Raw genomic sequence first — 17,987 nt, 5'->3', positions numbered from 1 at the left:
CCTAGCATATGACAGCGGCCTTGGCCGAGTTGCGGGCGACGGGCAGGCCTGCTTGAATGGCGGACAAGGCGGAGCGGCCAGGCGCCGCCCGCGACAAGACACGACGAGGAAACGTGAGAAGGGAGACGTCATGGCGCCCCTGATCGCCGGCGGGGTGGATTGCGACGTGCATCCGGCCGTGCCGCATCTGATTAGCCTGCTGCCCTATCTGAATGACTACTGGCGTGATCAGGTGAAGACGCGCGGCATGGTCGATCTCGTCTCGCAATCCTACCCGAAGAACTCGCCGATCGTGGCGCGCCCCGATTGGCGCCCCGAGAGCGGTAAGCCGGGCGAAAGCCTCGAGGACATGCAGCGCCATGTGCTCGATCCCTTCCAGCTCACGCATGCCATCTGCAACCCGCTTTACGGGGTGCAGATGGTGTTTTCCGAGGACATGCAGGCCGCGTTCTGCCGCGCGCTCAACGAGTGGCTGGCGAAAGAATGGCTCGATCGCGACGCGCGGCTGCGCGGCTCGATCGTGATCCCGACGCAAAGCGTCGAGAAGGCCGTCGCCGAGATCGAGCGCTGCGCCCAGGACAGGCGCTTCGTCCAGGTGCTGGTGCTGGTGATGGGAGACACGCCGCTCGGCAAACGTGCGCTGTGGCCGATCTACGAGGCCGCAGAACGGCTCGACCTGCCGATCGGGATCCACGCCGGTTCCGCCTATCACAATCCGCCGACCTCGGTCGGTTGGGGTTCCTATCACATCGAGGATTATGTCGGTCAGGCCCAGGCGTTCCAGACCCAGCTCACCAGCCTGATCGTCGAGGGCGTGTTCGCCAAATATCCACGGTTGAAAATGGTGATGCTGGAATCCGGCGTCTCCTGGATATCGCCCTATCTCTGGCGCCTGCACAAGTTCTGGCGCGGGGTGCGGATGGAGACGCCCTGGGTCGATCGCGCGCCGCTGGAAATTGTGCGCAGCAACATCCGCTTCTCGTTACAGCCATTTGATGCGCCGCGGGACGAAGCGACATTAATTCGCCTGTTTGATCATATGCAGTCCGACGAATTGGTCCTATTCTCCACGGACTATCCGCACTGGCAGTTCGACGGCCAGGACGCGTTGCCCGAGGGTCTCACCCCCGATCTCGTGCGCAAGATCATGATCGACAATCCGCATGCGACCTATCCCCGCCTGATCTAGCCCGCTGCCAAAGGAGGCAAGGCGATGAATATCCAGTTTCGCGAGAGCCTAGAAGCCGCTTCCTCCCTCACTGCCAAGAACGCGACAAAGACCGCGATTGCGGACTGCGACATCCATCCAGCACGCGCCAGTCGCACCGAGCTCTATCCCTACCTCGCCAAACGCTGGCAGCATCATCTCGAAGTCTACGGCGTCCATGCCTATCAAGGCATGATGGACGGGCCGCCCTATCCGAAAGCCCAGCCCAACGCCTCGCGCCGCGATGCCTATCCGCCGGAAGGCGGCCCGCAGGGCTCCTCGCTCTCGTTCATGCAGAAGCAGCTGCTCGATCCCAACAACGTGCAGCTCGGCGTGCTCAATCCGCTCAACTCCGGGCAGGGCATCCGCAACCACGAGCTCTCGGCCGCGCTGTGCTCGGCGATCAACGACTGGCAGATCGACAAATGGACCTCGAAGGACAAGCGGCTGAAGGGGTCCATTGTCGTCGGCAATGAGGACGGGCTGTCGGCTGCCGCCGAGATCCGCGAGCGCGCCGGCGACAAGAATTTCGTCCAGGTGCTGCTGCTCAGCCGCAATGTCGAGCCGCTCGGGCAGCGTCGCTACTGGCCGATCTATCAAGCCGCGGAAGAGGCAGGTCTGCCGGTCGGTGTCCACGCTTTCGGCTTCGGCGGCAATCCGATCACGCCGTCGGGCTGGCCTTCCTATTACGTCGAGGAAATGGTGGGACATTCGCAATGCCAGCAATCGGCGCTGGCAAGTCTTGCTCTGGAAGGCGTGTTCGAGCGCTTCCCCAAGCTGAAGATGGTGATGATCGAGGCCGGCTTCGGCTGGGCGCCGTCGCTGGCGTGGCGGCTCGACAACGTCTGGCAGCGGCTGCGTAGCGAGGTGCCGCATGTCAAACGGCCGCCGTCGGAATATATCCGCGAGCAGGTGTGGTGGACCACGCAGCCGATGGAGGACCCCGAGCGGCGCGAGGATCTGTTCGACGTCATCAACTGGATCGGCTGGGACCGCCTGCTGTTTGCGACCGACTATCCGCATTGGGACTATGACGAGCCGTCACGCGTGCTGCCGGCGGGCGTCAGCGAGGACAATCGCGAGGCGTTCTATCTCGGCAATGCCAAGAAGCTGTACGGCATTTCCTGATGGCGAGACACGTCATTGCCCCGGTCGACGAACTTCCACCGGGGACGCGAAAATTTCTGGAGATCGACGGACGGCCGATCGCGGTCTTCAACATCAAGGGCGAATATTTCGGCCTGATGAACCGCTGCCCGCATCAGGGCGCGGCCTTGTGCGAGGGGCCGCTGATTGGCCTTGCGCAATCGAGCGACCCCGGCGAGATCGAATACACCAAGCTCGGCGAGATCATCCGCTGCCCCTGGCACGGCTGGGAGTTCGACATCCGCACCGGCCAGTCCTATTGCGACCCGCGCCGCTTCCGCGTGAAGGCGTACCCGGCTCATGTCGAGCCGGGTACGAGCGTGGTGAAGGGGCCGTATGTGGCCGAGACCGTCACGGTGAAGGTCGAGAGCGACTACGTGGTGGTGGAGCTTTAGCTGCATGAGCAGTGCGCCTCGCCCCGTTCTTACGGAGCGAGGTCATGCCGAGCCTGCCCGCTTTGGCTTTACGCCTTGCCCGTCGCCGGCTCCGACACCGGATCATACGTCGCTACCGTCTGGCGGCCACCGCGATAGACCACGAGCGCCGCAATGATGCCGAGCGCCGCGCCGAACATGAGCCAGTACGCCGGCGAGGCCTTGTCCCCGTTGGTCATGCTGATCAGTTTGGTTGCGACAATGGGGGTGGACGTGCCGAAGATGCCTGCAGCCAATGCGAAAGCGATCGAGAAACAGGTGGTACGAACATGTGCCGGTACGATCTCGACCAGACATCCCAGCATCGTGCCACTGTAAACGCCAAAGTAGAACGAGAACATCATCTGGACTGCCAGCAGCTTTCCGAGGGTGGGGGCTGCGGCGAGCCAGGAGAGCGCCGGGTAAGCAGTCAGGAACGCCAGAGCCGCGATCGTGACCAGCACTGGCTTACGGCCGATCCGGTCGGATACCGCGCCGCCCACCGGATTCCAGATGAAGTTGGTCACCGCAACGAGAAGGGTCACGAGCAATGTCCCCGTTGGCGAAAGGTTGAGCTGCCTTCCGAAGCCGGGGGCATACACGGTGATGAAGTAGAAGGTCGTCGTGGTCAGCACCGCGATCATCATGCCGAGAATGACAATGCGCCAGTTCGCGATCGCGGAAGCGAACACCTCGCTCGCGGTCGGATGTTTCTTCATGGCGAGGAAGGCTGGTGTTTCCTCAAGCGATCGCCGCAACATGAAAATCACGGGGATGATGATGCAGCCGACAAAGAACGGGATGCGCCACTTCGCGATTCCCCCGATGGCATCCAGGAAAGTATCGCTCGGAATGGCTTCCCTCAGGACGAAGCCGATGATCGCTGCGACAAAGATTGCGACCTGCTGGCTGGAAGACTGGAACGAGGTGTAAAAGCCGCGATTGCCAGGGGTCGCGATCTCCGACAGATAAACAGAGACGCCGCCCAGCTCCACGCCGGCGGAGAATCCCTGTATCAACCGGCCGATCAGGACAATGACCGGGGCGGCAACGCCGATCGCGGCGTAAGACGGACAGAAGGCGATCACCACGGTCCCGAGCGCCATGAGCGCAAGCGTGACGATCAGGCCCTGGCGGCGGCCGATGCGGTCGATATAGGCACCCAGCACGACTGCGCCGACCGGACGCATCAGCGCACCGAGCCAAAACACGCCATACGCATTGAGGAGTGCCGCGGTCTCGTTTGCAGCGGGGAAAAACGCCTTTGCGATATCCTGCGCGTAAAATCCGAACAGGAAGAAATCGAACTGCTCGAGGAAATTGCCGCTGGTGGCGCGCAGGATCGCGCCAATGCGCGACTTGATCTCGGGCGGATTGGTTGATGTTGACGGTCCAGCCATGGCGTTACTCCCCTGAAGACGTGGCCGGACCGGAACTCATTTTCACGGCAAGGCGACAGATTGTTGCTGCGACAATCTGACTATCCCCTCTCGCGCGGGGCTTTGCGAGTCAACCCATTTCACTGCGGAAGTTGATGATTTTTCAGGCTTTATCCTGCGTTGCGGCGATCATCCACTGACGGAATGCGGCGAGCTTCGGCGCCTCACGCCGGCCCTCCGGCGAGACCAGGTAGAAGCCGGCATCCGCCGGCAGCGCGATCTTGAAGGGAACCACGAGCCGTCCCTTGGCGATGTCGTCCCGGACGTAGGAGGTCCGCCCCATCGCCACGCCCATGCCGTCGATCGCCGCCTGAACGGTCATGAAGGTCATGTCGAAAGTGACGCCGGGCTGCCGGGAAATGTCCGTCGGCAGGCCTGCCGCCGTTAGCCAGAGCCGCCAGTCGTCGGTGCTGTTGGTGTGGAGCAGCACGTGGTCTTTGAGATCCGCAGGCGTGCGCAGCGGCTCGTCGCATCGCAGCAGCGACGGACTGCACACCGGAAACAACTCGTCCGCCATCAGCCAGTCGGCGCGCAGGCCCGTCCATTGGCCTCGGCCGTAGCGGATTGCGGCATCGACATTGTCACGCTGGAAATCGACGAGGCTGGTCGAGGTGGTGATGCGAACGTCGATGCCGGGATTCGCCTCCTGGAAATCGGTCAGCCGCGGCAGCAGCCATTTTGCCGCGAGCGAGGCCAAGGTCGAAACCGTCAGCACCTTGTCCTCGTCCTTGCGCAGCAGCCGGTCGGTCGCGAGCCGGAGATCATTGAAGGCGGCGCGGATACCGGGGAGGTAATCGCGCGCTTCCGGCGTGAGCGCCAGCGCGCGGTTCTGCCGGATGAACAGGCGGATACCGAGCTCTTCCTCGAGCCGCCGGATCTGATGGCTGATCGCGGTCTGCGTCACGTTCAGCTCACTCGCGGCCAGCGTGAAGCTGAGATGGCGCGCCGCGGCCTCAAAGGCCCGCAATCCGTTCAGGGAGGGTAATCTGGCAGTCATTTGGCAGCATGATGCATGAGCTTATTTCATGCGAAAGGGTACAAATTGTCGTTTGTCGAAGTTCGCGCGCAGGAGGATATTGGTGTCAAATATAGCTCAAGGAGCTGAAAATGTCTATTTGCACTGACAATTCTATGACAAATCATCATGCACCGAGCCTGATCCATCAGATCGGCGACACCCTCCACATCTGGCAGGAGCGTTACCGGACCCGCCGCGAACTGACCAACTGGACCGCCCGCGACCTCCACGACGTCGGCCTGTCCTGGAGCGATATCGCCCTTGAGGCTGAGAAACCCTTCTGGCGGGCCTGATTGGCCGCCAGGCCGGCGCCGCCTGATCAGAGGGGCGCCGGCGGTCCCTTTTCGCTAGGTCGCGTGTCATGAGCACTCTTCGCCTGGAAGACCTGAGGCAATATTCGGATACGCTGCGGACTCGCGAGGGCGAGGCGATCAACGTTCGCTTCGTCGAGCCGCGAGACACCGATGAACTGCAGCACTATTTCCGCTCGCTCTCGACCGGCTCCCGTTACAACCGCTTCTTTGGCGCGATCAGCGAATTGCCGGGGAGCTTGCTGCGCGAATTCCTTGATATCGGCGCGCGCGAGCGCTTCACGATGGTCGCGACCAAGATGGTCGATGGTTTCGAGACCATCGTTGCTGAAGCGCGCTACGCTTTCCACGCCGAGACCTCGGCGCTGGAATTCGGTCTGTCGGTCAATAACCGCTGGCAGGGCCACGGCATCGCCACCGCGCTTCTGAAGAATCTTGAATGTCGCGCCGCGGCGCTTGGCGCCGAGCACATCTTCGGTGACACGCTGCGCTCCAACCAGACCATGATCTCGCTCGCGCGCAAATCCGGCTTCGCCTTCGTCAACCATCCGGACGACTGGAAGCTGGTGCGCTTCGACAAGGAGATCAGCGCCGCGCCGAAGGACATTCCCTGCGCCAGCTGGCGTCTCGCCGCCCTTTCCCGTCAGGCCGTAAGCCCCTCAGCCTCGGCCTGACACCACTCGAGGCCCGGCTCAGGTCAAATCTGGGCCGGGCACCTTTTTTCTTCACTCAAGCATCGTCGTTGGTGAATTCGGTCGAATCTCTGCGTAGCCTGGATGGAGCGAAGCGCAATCCGGGATTCGTGCGGTATTCGCAGGCGCCCCGGATTTCGCTTCGCTCCATCCGGGCTACGTTGCAGCGCGCTACTTCCCCGTGAACAGCGCCTTGCGCTTCTCGATGAAGGCTTGCACCGCTTCCTTGTGATCGGCGGTCGTGGTGAGGCGGATCAGGCGTTCGGCCTCGTGGTCGCGGGCTGTTTCAAAGTCGAACTGGAGGGCCTCGTCGAGATTGTCCTTCATGTAGCGCAGCGCGAGGCGCGGGCCCTCGGCCAGCGATTTCGCCAAGGCGAAGGCTTCGGCTTGCAGTCTGTCGTCGGGCACGACACGGTTGACGAGGCCGATGGCCTCGGCCCGCGCGGCATCGACGCGATCGCCGGTGAACATCAGCTCGCGGGCCCGCGCGGTACCGACGAGCCGGGTCAACAGCCAGGCGATGCCGTAATCGCCGGACAGCGCGATGCGGGCGTAGCCGGTGGCGACGAACGCCGATTGCGCGGCGATGCGGATGTCGCAGGCCATGGCCACCGCAAGCCCGGCGCCGACCGCGGGGCCGGGGAGGGCGGCGATTGTCGGCTTGCGTACCGACACCAGCGCGCCCGTGAGCAGGCGCTGCCGCTCCTGAAGATCGGCAACGCGGTCTTCGAGCGACATGTCCAGCTTCTTCGGGTCGCGATGCGCGCCCATGCCCTTGACGTTGCCGCCGGCGCAGAAGGCTTCGCCGGCGCCGGTGAGCAACAGCGCGCCGACATCGGGACTCTCGCCGCAGGTGCGGATCATCGTGCGCAGCGCCGGCGTCAGCGTGTCCGACAGCGAGTTGCGCGCCTCGGGCCGGTTCAGTGTGATCACCGCGACGCGGTCGCGGATCACGCAGAGGAGTTCAGTGGTGCCGGTGTCGATGGTGGTTTCGGTGGTCATGATTTCCGCCCTGTAGGGTGGGCACGCGAATTGTGCCCAACATTTGTTTCCACGTCATCGATGGTGGGCACGGCGCTTCGCGCCTTTGCCTACCCTACGGCACTCTCGCCTCAAAACTTCTCCACCCAGGGCCGCAGCTCGATCTCCCAACTCCAGGCACTGCGCGGCTGCTGCAGCACGTTCCAATAGCTCTCCGCGATCGCATCGGGATCAAGCATCGAATCCGGCTTGTCGGTTGGCTCCGTGCGCGCCGCGCTCTTGATGCCGCCGTCGATCACGAAATGCGCGATATGGATGCCTTGCGGCGATAATTCGCGCGCCATGCTCTGCGCCAGCCCGCGCAGCGCGAACTTGCCCATCGCGAACGGAGCAGATTGCGCATAGCCCTTGACGCTTGCGGACGCACCAGTGAACAGGATCGCGCCGTATTTGTTGGGCAGCATGCGCTTTGCTGCCTGCTGCGCCACAAGGAAACCGCCATAGGCGCTGACCGCAATCGCATTCGCGACCTCGGCCGGCACCAGATCGACGAACGGCCCGCGCGAGCGGCCGCTGGCATTGTAGACGACGAGGTCGGGCGTTCCGATCTCGCGCTCGACCAGGCCGAACAGCCGCTCGACCTCCTCGGGCTCGGTGGCATTGCAGGCATAGGCTTTCGCGCCGGTCTCGCCGCAGAGCGCACCGAGCTTCTCGATCTTGCGCGCGGCGAGCGCGACGCGGATGCTCTGGCCGGACAGCAGCCGCGCCAGCGAGGCGCTCAGGCCCTCGCCGGCGCCGACGATGAGGGCGATCTTATATTTCGGATGTTCCATGATGTGGTCTCTGGCGTGATCTCTCGGGGACGGGACGCCGCTGATCTATGTATCCGCCGTGCGGACGACCAGCCGGGTCGATCACAATTCCGCAGAGCGAGTTGCTTCTTCACGGCGATCATGCCTCCCTGACAATTTGCGGCTTTATCGCCTCTCGCGATGGGAGCATGATCGACATCATCTCAAGCGGCAAGCGTTAAGAATGCCGCCGGGCGGAAACGAAGAGGACGATCATGCACGAGCCGGTCACAGGGCAGTCGAAAAATGTCGCGGCCGCACCATCCGGCCTGCTGGCGCCCGATACCACTGGCATGAACTTCTACCGCGCCGATCAGACGCTCACCGATCTCTTGCGCATCCACCTGCCGGACACGCTATTCCGCCACATCGAGCCGCATCTCGATCGACTGGGCGAACTGGCCGGCGGCCATCTGGATGATTGCGCGCGCCTCGCCGACCGGCATACGCCGGTGCTGCACCAGCGCGACAAGTTCGGCCGCGACGTGCAGTGGATCGAATATCACCCGGCCTATCGCGAGCTGGAGAACGCGGCGTTCGGCAAATTCGGCATCCACGCACTCTCGATCCGCGAGGGCATCATGGGCTGGCCGGACAAATATCCTGTCGTGGCCAAGCACGCTTTCACCTTCCTGTTCAACCAGACCGAATTCGGCATGGGCTGTCCGATCAACGTCACCGACGGCTGCGCAAAACTGCTCTCGAATTTCGGCAGCGAGGCGCTGAAGGCGAAATATCTCGACGGACTGACCTCGACCGACATGAGCAAGCTGACCCAGGGCGGCCAGTTCATGACCGAAAAGGAAGGCGGCTCCGATGTCGGCACGCTGACGACGCGCGCGGTGCAGGAGGGCGACCATTGGCGCCTCCACGGCGAAAAATGGTTCTGCTCGAATGCCGATGCGAAAGTGGTGATGCTGCTGGCGCGCCCGGAAGGCGCGGGCCCCGGCACGCGCGGCGTCGGCCTGTTCCTGATGCCACGCTTCCTCGACGACGGTTCGCAGAACCACTACCGGATCGTCCGTCTCAAGGATAAGCTCGGCACCCGCTCGATGGCGTCGGGCGAGATCAAGCTCGAAGGTGCGATCGCCTATGCCGTCGGCAAGCTCGACCGCGGCTTCGTGCAGATGGCCGAGATGGTGAACTCGTCGCGGCTCTCCAACGGCGTCAAATCCACCGCGCTGATGCGCCGCGCCTATCATGATGCGATGATGGTGGCGAAGAACCGCGTGGTGTTCGGCAACCGCATCATCGACCTGCCGCTCGGCCGGCGCCAGATGCTGAAGATCATGCTGCCGGTCGAGCAGGCGCTGTCGATGAGCTTTCTCACGGCGGACGCACTCGATCGCGCCGAAGCCGGCAGCCAGGACGCGGCTGCGCTGCTGCGCATCCTGACGCCGACATTGAAATTCCGCGCCACACGTGATGCGCGAAAGGTCTGTGGCGATGCGCTCGAGATGCGCGGCGGCATCGGCTATATCGAGGAATTCGCCACCGCGCGACTGCTGCGCGACGCGCATCTCGGTTCGGTCTGGGAAGGCACCGGCAACATCGTCGCGATCGATGCGCTCCGGCGCGCGGTCGGCCGCCACGGCGCCGAATCCGCGTTGGCCGCCGATCTGCACGCGCGGCTCGACGACAGCGCCTCCGTGCCGCAGGCCTGGCGTGACCGCCTGCGCGGTCTCACCGATCGCGCGGTTGGCTTCGCGCGCGATGTCGCAGGCAACTCGGAGAACGAGGCCGATGCCCGTCGCGCCACCAGCCTGCTCTATCACGTCGCAAGCGCGGTAGCACTGGCCTGGGAGGCTCATCGCATTCACGACATGCGCGGCGATGCGCGCCGGCTGCTGCTGTCGCGCCTCGTGATCGACCATCGCGTGGCGCCGAGCGATCCGTTCCGGCTGACGGAAAATCCTGCGCAAGCGAAGATCGCCGCGCTGCTGCTCGGCGATCGCGATACTGGCATGAGCGAGGTTGGCGAACTGGTTCTGGCAGCGTAGGCTGCACCCGCGTTCAAACAAAAAAAGCGACAGGGAGTGCTCGATGAAGGCCGCCGTCCTCTACGAAGTCAACACGCCGCTGGTCATCGAGGATATCAGCCTGCCGAAGCCCGGCCCGCGCGAGGTCCTGATCCGCACCTCCGTCGCCGGCCTTTGCCACTCCGATTTGCACTTCATGGAAGGCCTCTACCCGCATCCGTTGCCCGCGGTGCTCGGCCATGAATCGGCCGGCGTGGTCGAGCAGGTCGGCTCGGACGTCACCTACGTGAAGCCCGGCGACCACGTCGTCACATGCCTTTCGGTGTTCTGCGGCACCTGCGACAATTGCACCACCGGCCGCACCGTGCTCTGCACCGACACGACCGTGAAGCTGCTGCCGGGCGTCTCCAACCGGATGCAATGGTCGAAGCCGGAAAAACTGCATCAGTTCCTCAATCTCTCGTCCTTCGCTGAGCAGATGCTGGTGCACGAGAACGCAATCGTCAAAATCCGCAAGGACATGCCACTGGAGCTCGCGGCGCTGATAGGTTGCGGCGTCATCACCGGCTACGGCGCGGTGGTGAATACGGCCAAGGTCACGGCTGGCGAAACCGTGGCCGTGATCGGTTGCGGTGGCGTCGGCATGGCCGCGATCAATGGCGCGCAGATCGCCGGCGCCGGCCGCATCATCGCCATCGATACCAATCCGGCAAAGCTCCAGCTCGCGAGCAAGCTGGGCGCCACCGACATCATCAATCCCGCCGACGGCGACGTGGTGAAGCAGGTCCGCGACCTCACCAATGGCGGCGTGCATCACTCCTTCGAAGTGCTCGGCCGCAAGGAGACCGCCGAGCAGGCCTTTGGCATGCTCGCTTCAGGCGGTACGGCCACCATCGTCGGGATGATCCCGTTCGGCCAGAAGATCGAACTGCACGGCTTTGACTTTCTGCGCGAGCGCAAGATTCAGGGCTCGTCGATGGGCTCCAACCATTTCCGCGTCGACATGCCGCGGCTGGTCGATTTTTATTTGCGCGGCCGGCTGCACCTCGAAGACTGGATCTCGGCCAAGCTGAAGCTGTCGGAGATCAACGAGGGTTTTGCCAACATGAAGGCCGGCAAGACGCTGCGCAGCGTGATCATGTTTGACAGCTGAGCAAGGGCGCTGCCCGTAACCCGATGGAGCGAAGCGCAATCCGGGATCTTTGTCGCGGACAGGCTGCCCCGGATTTCGCTGCGCTCCATCCGGGCTACAGGACTCCTGCGCAATGACGAAAGGGTCAATCGTCAAACATCTTCGGCGGCACGAACCCGCCGAACTCACGCTCGATCAGCTCGGCCAGTTTCAGCGGCGTGCGGTCCTCCAGCCACGGACCGACGATCTGAACGCCGACCGGCAGGCCGTCCGGCGCAAAGCCGGTCGGGATCGCGGTCGAGGGCAGGCCGGGGAGCGTGGCGATGCCGGGCCAGGCGAGCTGGTCCGGATAGACGTGCGCCTTGCCGTCGATCATGATCCGCCGCGTTTCCTGGTCTTCAGAATGGTCGTGCGGATAGGCCGGCGTCGGCATGATCGGGCAGATCACTGCGTCATATGTCTTGAACAGCTCGCGCCATTGCGCGCGCAGCCGCGTCCGCCCGCCGTTCGCCATCAGCCAGTCGCGATGGCTGAGCGCGATGCCGCGCAGCCGCTCGGCGGCGAGGCTGGTGTCGCCTTCCGGCAGCGCGGCTGCGGCCGCCTTGGCGCCGGCATAGATATCGGGCGCGAAGCTTGCGGCGAGGAACGACATCAGCATGCGCATATAGAGCCGCGATGACGCCGCGAAATCCGGCAGCAGCGGACTGCTGCGCGCGATCGTCACACCAGCCTTGACCAAGTGGTCGGCGAGCCCGTTGATGGTGCCCCGCACCGCGGTGTCGGTCGGCAGCACGGGATCGGTGTCGATCACAAGCACGCGGAAATCCTTCAGCGCGGTCTGGCGCGCCGCCGGCAATTCGAGCCGGTAGGCCAGACCGGCGTCGATCGGATCGGGGCCGGCCATCACGTCGAGCAGCAGCGAAAGGTCGGCGGCGCTGCGCGCCATCGGGCCAATCACCGAGAGATCACGCTCGAACGGCAAGGGTGGCAGCGGCGGCGGCGTATGCCCGCGCATCGCCACGAGGTCGAAGGTCGGCTTGTGGGCGTAGACGCCGCAATGAAAGGCCGGCACGCGCAGCGAGCCGCCGATGTCCGAGCCGATCGACAGCGGGCCATAGCCTGCGGCAAGGGCTGCCGATGATCCGCCGGACGAACCACCCGGCGTGCGCCCTAGATCGTAGGGGTTGTTGGTGGTGCCGTAGATGTCGTTGTAGCTCTGCCAGTCGGCGAGCGCGAGCGGTACGTTGGTCTTGCCGAGCACGACGGTGCCGGCGTCCTTCACGCGCGTGACCGGCAGCGAATCTTCCCTCGCGATGAAATCCTTCTGCGCAGGATTGCCCCAGGTCGTCGGCAAGCCGGCGATATTGTAGGATTCCTTCACCGTCATCGGCAGACCGAGCAGCGGCTTTTGTTCGCCGCGGGCCAATGCGGCGTCTGCCTCGCGCGCGGCGCTCAGCGCGCGGTCGAAATCCCGGACGCAGATCGCGTTGACCTTGCCGTCGTGCCGTTCTATGCGATCGATCGCATCCTGGGTGAGCTCGACCGACGAGACCTTCTTCGCCGCCAACGCAGCCGACAACTCGACCGCGCTCTTGAAACTCCATTCCGATTTCGGCACGCCATGCTCCTGCGCTTCACTGGAGGGATGATGCGCAGTTCTATCAGATGCCGCAACAGCCGTTTGATCGTGGTTGATCTGTCTAGAATGCTACCCAGGCAGCATCCGCTGCATCACGCGATCACGATAGATGAGGATGTGCGCGAGCGCGGCCGCAATGTGAATGCCGATGGTGATCAGCAGCGCCCATTCCATGGTCTGGTGCAGGCCGTCGATTGTTCGTCCCGCGGCGGCGTTGTCGGACGCCAGCATCGGCAGCGGTACGAGGTAGAAGAACGAAATGGACCATCCACGGAAGGACGCAAACAGCCAGCCGGACAGCGTGGTCGCAAGCACCAGGGCATAGAGCAGCCAGTGCACGGCTTCCGAACTCAAACGCTGCCAAGCCGGCAGGGAGCTCTCCGGCGCCACGGGATGGGTTAGCCGCCAGACCAGGCGAAGAACAGTCAGAACCAGGATCGAAATCCCGATCGACACGTGAAAGGTCATGGCGGCGCCGGGCGTCATGCCGCGATGGAGGTCCGGCATCAGCCAACCAAGTGGATATTGCACGGCAAGCAGCGCGACGATGAGCCAATGGAAGATCTTTGCAGGCGTGCCGTAGTGCAGCCGGGCGGTCATGTGCTTACTCGCATCAATGATTGAGGTCGATCAGGATTGGAAACCGCGCGTTGCGGCATGGATGAACGGATTGACGGGCCCGCTGCTCATTCGCGTGTTGGCGTCCGCTTTTTGCCCGGGCACGGGAAAGGCATAGCCGATGATCGTCTTGACGACGAGGCGGTCGGACGCCGGCGTCAATCCGTAGCCGACGCCAAAGTCCACGTCGAATACGCCCGCCTTGAAGTCGGTGACGGCGAACAGCGTGTGCTGCTGGTCGGAAAGCTTGCTGAAATTTCCGATCTCGCCGAGATCGGCATAATATTCGAGACCGGCGAACAAATCGTTACCGAAGTTGCGTGCCAGCCGGGCGGCGGGCGCGAAGTCGGCCTCGCCCTTGTTGCCGAACCCGATATCGACGATCGGGTTCACGATGAACTCATATTGCGAATTGCGCACGCCGATGACCGGGCGGATCTCCAGTCCCCATCGCGTCTGCGCGAACTTCGGCATTTCGTAGCTCAGCTCGAAATTCACGCCGTAGAAGAAATTTCGCTGTTCGGCATGCGGCGAGACGAACAGCGTGCGCAGCTTGAGGGCGTCGGAGAGGAATTGCCGGTCCTGCACGGCGAAGGGCAGATAGAGCCCGAGTTCCCACCAGTCGGTCATGCCATAGGCGAATTCGGGCGTCCCGTTGAGGCTGTGGTTGGACGGAAAGCCGCCGGGGAACGGCGGGTCTTTCTGTCCAAGCGCGACATAGTTGAGGTGCTGCTGGATCGTGAACTGGCCGACATCGGCGATGCCGGCGTTGTAGACTTGGATCTCGTCGGTGGCGCGTGCGGCGCTCGGCGCAAGCAAGATCAATGTGCCGGTCAGGCTTGCGGCCGCAACGGCATATGAACGAAGACTTTTCATCGTCGTTACCTACGCCGCCCCGATCAATATGCCGACCGCCAGCACGATGGCACCGCCGAGCACGATCTGAAACACCGCCTGCAGGAACGGCGTGTCCATGTAGCGCGAGCGGATGAAGGCGATTGCCCACAATTCGAAGAACACGACGACACCGGCGATTCCCGTCGCGATCCAGAACGCGTTAGCCCAGCTGTCGGGCACGAGATAAGGCAGGGTGTGGCCGAGCCCGCCGAGCGTCGTCATCGCGCCGCAGGTGAGGCCGCGCAGCCAGGGCGAGCCGCGGCCGGTCAGCGAGCCGTCGTCCGACAGTGCTTCCGCAAATCCCATGCTGATGCCGGCGCCGATCGAGGCGGCGAGGCCAACGAGAAAGGTCTGCCAGTTCTGATGCGTGGCGAAGGCCGCCGCAAACAGCGGCGCCAGGGTCGAGACCGAGCCGTCCATCAGGCCGGCGAGGCCGGGCTGCACATATTGCAGCACGAACATGCGTCGGCTCGTGCGATCCTCTTCGGCGCGCACGTCGGGTTTGAGAATCTGGTCGGTCAGCTTGGCGGCAACGTGTTCGTGACCCTTTTCGGCTTCAGCGAGGTCGCCGAGCAGGCGGCGCACGCCGACGTCCTGCGCCTGCTCGGACGCCTTCACGTAGAACCGCTCGGCCTGGAACTCCATGGTCTCGACTTCCTTGCGGATGGTGTCGAGCGAAAGGTTTTTCGTCAGCCAGATCGGGCGGCGGCGCAGAAACCCCTTCACATCCTCGCGGCGGATCGGCGGCAGATGCGGACCGAAGCGCTGCTCGTACATTTTCAGCAGCATGTGGCGGTGGCCGCGTTCCTCCTCGGCCATCTGCTCGAACAGCTTTGCCGAGTCCGGATAGCGTTCCTTGAGATCCTCGGCGAAGCTCATGTAGATTCGGCTGTCCTCCTCTTCGCCGGAGATCGCTACGGCGAGGACTTCGCGCTCGGACAGATCGGCAAAATTCTTCACGGATTAACGCCTGCTCACAGTTTAGAATAGTTCTAAATTCATATAGGCTGCAATTCGTTCAGGGTCAATTCACGCGAAAAGCCCGACCTCTTGTGCCGTCACGGCGGCGCATGTTGCGGTGCCGGGTCGCGCAAATTCGCAGATGTCTGTTGACGGGGTGAAACATGGACAAGGTCAAGTTTCGGCTGAACGATCCGCGGCTGGCGCCACGCCGCACCAAGCTCGAAATTCCCGGATGGGCCGGCAAGCGCGAGCCGCGCGCGAACGGCTCGCGTGAACAGGTCTGGCATTGCGTGCCATTTTCCGAGGGCGCGCAATACGGCATCGAGCTGTTCTATCCCTATGATTTCGAGCTTCACGTCACGACTAGGGATGGTCGCTTGATCCTCGAAGCCGATTGGGGTGAGCCGCCGGAAGGCGGAGCCGAATGGCCGCCGTTTCGCAAGTTTGGCGATGCGTTCTACACCTATCAGATCCTGCTCGATCTCAAGGTCGAAAAAGGCATGGCGATCCGCACGGAGCCGCATCCGCGATTCTATACCGATCCGACCGACACCGTGCCGATCGCCGTCCCTGCGCTGATCCGCAATTGGTGGCCGATGATGTTCTTCTGCGTCTTCAAGGCGCCGGCCGAAGGGCGAATCCACATCTTCCGGCCCAACGAGCCCTTCGCGCAAATCCTCGTCATTCCCGAGGAAGCCAATTTCGAGCTCGAGCCCATGGACGAGGAGGAGGCGGCGGAGCGTGAGCTTCAGGCCCGCCGCATCTACACCAACCGGCCCAAACTGGCGGCCGGCACCGAATGGACGTCGTCATCCGATACGGTGTTCGACGGCACTTACCGGCACCTGCACCGCGCCGCGAAGGAAAAGGCACGCGGGGAATAGCGGCAGACGACCCGCTCGGACTCGCTGTTGCCTTTATCCTAGCTTGGTATCTTCGTGTGGGAGTGATCTGTGCCGACCGCGTGCGTCGGATGATTATGCCTATTTCTCCCGATTTTCCTGTCGGCAAAAATAGAACAGGACCCGAAGGTCCTGTTTATCCGATTCCCTGGCGCCAGCGACCTCAGTAGTCGCGGCGATAGAAGCTGTGATGATGGTGGTGATGGTGATGGTGATGATAATACCGCCGATACCGCGGCACCACCACGACCGGCGCGTCGTAATAGCGACGGCGATAGAAGCTGTGATGGTGGTGATGATGATGGTGATGGTGGTAGAACTGGGCCACCTGAAGCTCTCCGCCGGCCTTTGGCGGCGTCGCTTCATCGATGGCTTGCAGCAGGGCGCCGGCATTTTGGATCGGCTCCAGCAGGTCGGCGTATGAGTTCGCCTGCAGCACGTCGCTCGGTGCGGGCGTGGCTTGGGCTGAGCCGAGCGTTCCGAGTGCGGCCACCGCACCCAATAGTCCAGCGATCTTCTTGTCCATCATCATTCCTCCATGGTCGCCGGACCCAGTTCCGGTATCCCGCAACGTCAGACATTGCCGAATGTTCCCTGAACCGCGGATTAATGCCCTGTGACGGGATCGTGGCGTCGCCTCAGTGTGTCTTATCTACCGCGGTGCGGTGGAGAAATTGCAGCAGCAGCCGGCTGACCTCGGCCGGCTGTTCCTGCTGCACCCAATGGCCGGCGCCATCGACGAGATGGCAGCCGAGCATTTTGGTGCACCCGCGCCCCTGCATCGCTTCGAACGCGCCGGGCCGCTGATAGGTGCCCCAATCCTGCTTGCCCGAGATGAAGCAGGAGGGCACGTCGATGCTGCGTCCAGCGAACAGCTGCATCTCGTTGTTGAGCATGCCTGTCGTGCCGTAGCGATACCATTGCAGCCCGCCCTGGAATCCGGTGCGGGCATATTCGGCACTGTAATAGGCGAGATCGCTGTCCGGCAGCCATCGATTGGCGGCGATCGCGGCCGGCGAGGGCATCACCTTCGCGACCGTCTCGGCCATGGTCTCACCGAGGTCCATCACGTAATAGCTCGGCAGCTTTGCGAGCTCGCCCGCCGACCACGATTTCAGCGGAGTTGGCTTGTTGCCGGTCCAGTCCGCGCTCTTGTGATGATAATAGGCGCGCAAAAAATCATGCACGCCCTGCGGCGCGTGCTGCATGTCGGCGTTGGCCGGACGCGTTGCGTAGTACCATTGATAGTGTTTGCGCGGGCGCGGCAGCGCGGCGAGTTCGCGATGCACGGGATCTTCGATCGCAGGCTTCGCCGGACTATCGACCGTGCCAAAGGGCAACGGCGGCGCTCCGCCGAACGGCGCACTCATCAGCGTCACCGAACGAAACACGTCGGGCCGGATCAGCGCGCACCAGGCAGCGACCGGGCTGCCGAAATCATGTCCGGCGAGATCGACCTGCTTGTAGCCGAACGCCGACACCAGGGCGAGCGCGTCGCGCACCAGATTGAGCAGCGAAAACGGCGTGAGATCGCCGTCGTAATCGGCGGTCCATCCGGTGGTGCGGCCATAGCCGCGCTGGTCGGGTGCGAGCACGTGATAGCCGGCAGCGGCGAGCGCCGGCATCACCTTGCGCCAGGAGAAGGCGAGCTCCGGAAAACCGTGCAGCAGCAGGATGCAGGGGCGGCCCTTGGTCTCGAAGCCCGCCTCCAGCACATGCATGCGCAGGCCGTTGATGCCGTCAACAGTGCGAGAGCGGATACCGGCGGGCAGGGGGATGTCGGGGAGTGTCGTCATTGC

The 17,987-nt window shown here is 63.4% G+C and carries 18 protein-coding genes; 8 read left to right on the top strand and 10 right to left on the bottom strand.

Annotation, left to right across the window (positions count from 1 at the left end; genetic code table 11):
- Positions 1–130 precede the first annotated feature (130 nt).
- Genes JJE66_RS07685 through JJE66_RS07675 form a run of 3 tightly spaced genes read left to right on the top strand, consistent with a single transcriptional unit; the run spans position 131 to position 2,748 of the window.
- A complete protein-coding gene (locus JJE66_RS07685) occupies positions 131–1,189 on the top strand; it encodes an amidohydrolase family protein (RefSeq protein ID WP_200513576.1) in 1,059 nt (352 codons plus the stop codon).
- A 24-nt stretch (positions 1,190–1,213) separates the two neighbouring features.
- The gene (locus tag JJE66_RS07680; protein WP_200513575.1) at positions 1,214–2,335 is read left to right on the top strand and encodes an amidohydrolase family protein; all 1,122 of its coding nucleotides are present in this window, start codon (positions 1,214–1,216) and stop codon (positions 2,333–2,335) included.
- Positions 2,335–2,748 (top strand): Rieske (2Fe-2S) protein, encoded by a 414-nt coding sequence (locus JJE66_RS07675; RefSeq protein WP_200513573.1) that lies wholly within the window; start codon positions 2,335–2,337, stop codon positions 2,746–2,748. The genes JJE66_RS07680 and JJE66_RS07675 overlap by 1 nt, the downstream gene beginning before the upstream one ends.
- A 68-nt stretch (positions 2,749–2,816) precedes the next feature.
- Here the strand turns inward: JJE66_RS07675 and JJE66_RS07670 are convergent, their stop codons facing one another.
- Complete coding sequence (locus tag JJE66_RS07670; RefSeq protein WP_200513571.1) at positions 2,817–4,166, bottom strand: MFS transporter; 1,350 nt, start codon at positions 4,164–4,166, stop codon at positions 2,817–2,819.
- A gap of 142 nt (positions 4,167–4,308) precedes the next feature.
- Positions 4,309–5,202, bottom strand: a complete 894-nt coding sequence (locus tag JJE66_RS07665; protein WP_200513569.1) for a transcriptional regulator GcvA — start codon at positions 5,200–5,202, stop codon at positions 4,309–4,311.
- A 110-nt stretch (positions 5,203–5,312) separates the two neighbouring features.
- Between JJE66_RS07665 and JJE66_RS07660 the strand changes: the two genes are divergently transcribed.
- Both JJE66_RS07660 and JJE66_RS07655 read left to right on the top strand, forming a co-directional pair.
- Positions 5,313–5,516: a DUF1127 domain-containing protein gene (locus JJE66_RS07660; RefSeq protein ID WP_200513567.1), complete on the top strand. Its 204-nt coding sequence runs from the start codon at positions 5,313–5,315 to the stop codon at positions 5,514–5,516.
- Positions 5,517–5,584: 68 nt separating this feature from the next.
- A complete protein-coding gene (locus tag JJE66_RS07655; protein ID WP_200513565.1) occupies positions 5,585–6,208 on the top strand; it encodes a GNAT family N-acetyltransferase in 624 nt (207 codons plus the stop codon).
- Between the two features lie 189 nt (positions 6,209–6,397).
- Here JJE66_RS07655 and JJE66_RS07650 read toward each other — a convergent pair whose 3' ends face one another.
- Together JJE66_RS07650 and JJE66_RS07645 are read right to left on the bottom strand one after the other, a co-directional pair.
- Positions 6,398–7,228 (bottom strand): enoyl-CoA hydratase, encoded by an 831-nt coding sequence (locus JJE66_RS07650; protein ID WP_200513563.1) that lies wholly within the window; start codon positions 7,226–7,228, stop codon positions 6,398–6,400.
- Positions 7,229–7,338: 110 nt separating this feature from the next.
- Complete coding sequence (locus JJE66_RS07645; protein WP_200513561.1) at positions 7,339–8,040, bottom strand: SDR family NAD(P)-dependent oxidoreductase; 702 nt, start codon at positions 8,038–8,040, stop codon at positions 7,339–7,341.
- A 233-nt stretch (positions 8,041–8,273) separates the two neighbouring features.
- Here JJE66_RS07645 and JJE66_RS07640 point away from each other — a divergent pair, with 233 nt between their 5' ends.
- Both JJE66_RS07640 and JJE66_RS07635 read left to right on the top strand, forming a co-directional pair.
- Positions 8,274–10,058: an acyl-CoA dehydrogenase family protein gene (locus tag JJE66_RS07640; RefSeq protein ID WP_200513559.1), complete on the top strand. Its 1,785-nt coding sequence runs from the start codon at positions 8,274–8,276 to the stop codon at positions 10,056–10,058.
- A 43-nt stretch (positions 10,059–10,101) separates the two neighbouring features.
- On the top strand, positions 10,102–11,190 hold the full coding sequence (locus JJE66_RS07635; protein ID WP_200513557.1) for a Zn-dependent alcohol dehydrogenase: 1,089 nt from the start codon (positions 10,102–10,104) through the stop codon (positions 11,188–11,190).
- Positions 11,191–11,314: 124 nt separating this feature from the next.
- Here JJE66_RS07635 and JJE66_RS07630 read toward each other — a convergent pair whose 3' ends face one another.
- The 4 genes from JJE66_RS07630 to mbfA form a co-directional block, all read right to left on the bottom strand.
- A complete protein-coding gene (locus JJE66_RS07630; protein WP_200513556.1) occupies positions 11,315–12,787 on the bottom strand; it encodes an amidase in 1,473 nt (490 codons plus the stop codon).
- A gap of 90 nt (positions 12,788–12,877) precedes the next feature.
- Entirely contained in the window at positions 12,878–13,408 is a 531-nt protein-coding gene (locus tag JJE66_RS07625) for a cytochrome b (RefSeq protein WP_200513554.1), read from the bottom strand.
- A gap of 30 nt (positions 13,409–13,438) precedes the next feature.
- Entirely contained in the window at positions 13,439–14,302 is an 864-nt protein-coding gene (locus JJE66_RS07620; protein ID WP_246756126.1) for a hypothetical protein, read from the bottom strand.
- A gap of 9 nt (positions 14,303–14,311) precedes the next feature.
- Positions 14,312–15,283, bottom strand: coding sequence for an iron exporter MbfA (mbfA, locus tag JJE66_RS07615; protein ID WP_200513553.1), 972 nt, complete (start codon positions 15,281–15,283; stop codon positions 14,312–14,314).
- A 164-nt stretch (positions 15,284–15,447) separates the two neighbouring features.
- On the opposite strand from mbfA, the gene JJE66_RS07610 reads away from it, so the two are divergent.
- Positions 15,448–16,170 (top strand): hypothetical protein, encoded by a 723-nt coding sequence (locus tag JJE66_RS07610; protein ID WP_200513552.1) that lies wholly within the window; start codon positions 15,448–15,450, stop codon positions 16,168–16,170.
- A gap of 181 nt (positions 16,171–16,351) precedes the next feature.
- On the opposite strand, the gene JJE66_RS07605 is transcribed toward JJE66_RS07610, so the two are convergent.
- Complete coding sequence (locus JJE66_RS07605; RefSeq protein ID WP_200513551.1) at positions 16,352–16,714, bottom strand: hypothetical protein; 363 nt, start codon at positions 16,712–16,714, stop codon at positions 16,352–16,354.
- Between the two features lie 112 nt (positions 16,715–16,826).
- Positions 16,827–17,984: an alpha/beta hydrolase gene (locus tag JJE66_RS07600; RefSeq protein ID WP_200513550.1), complete on the bottom strand. Its 1,158-nt coding sequence runs from the start codon at positions 17,982–17,984 to the stop codon at positions 16,827–16,829.
- Between the last annotated feature and the right edge of the window lie 3 nt (positions 17,985–17,987).

The organism is Bradyrhizobium diazoefficiens, from assembly GCF_016612535.1.
Taxonomy (GTDB): domain Bacteria; phylum Pseudomonadota; class Alphaproteobacteria; order Rhizobiales; family Xanthobacteraceae; genus Bradyrhizobium; species Bradyrhizobium diazoefficiens_C.
This window is presented reverse-complemented; position numbering and strand designations above follow the sequence as displayed.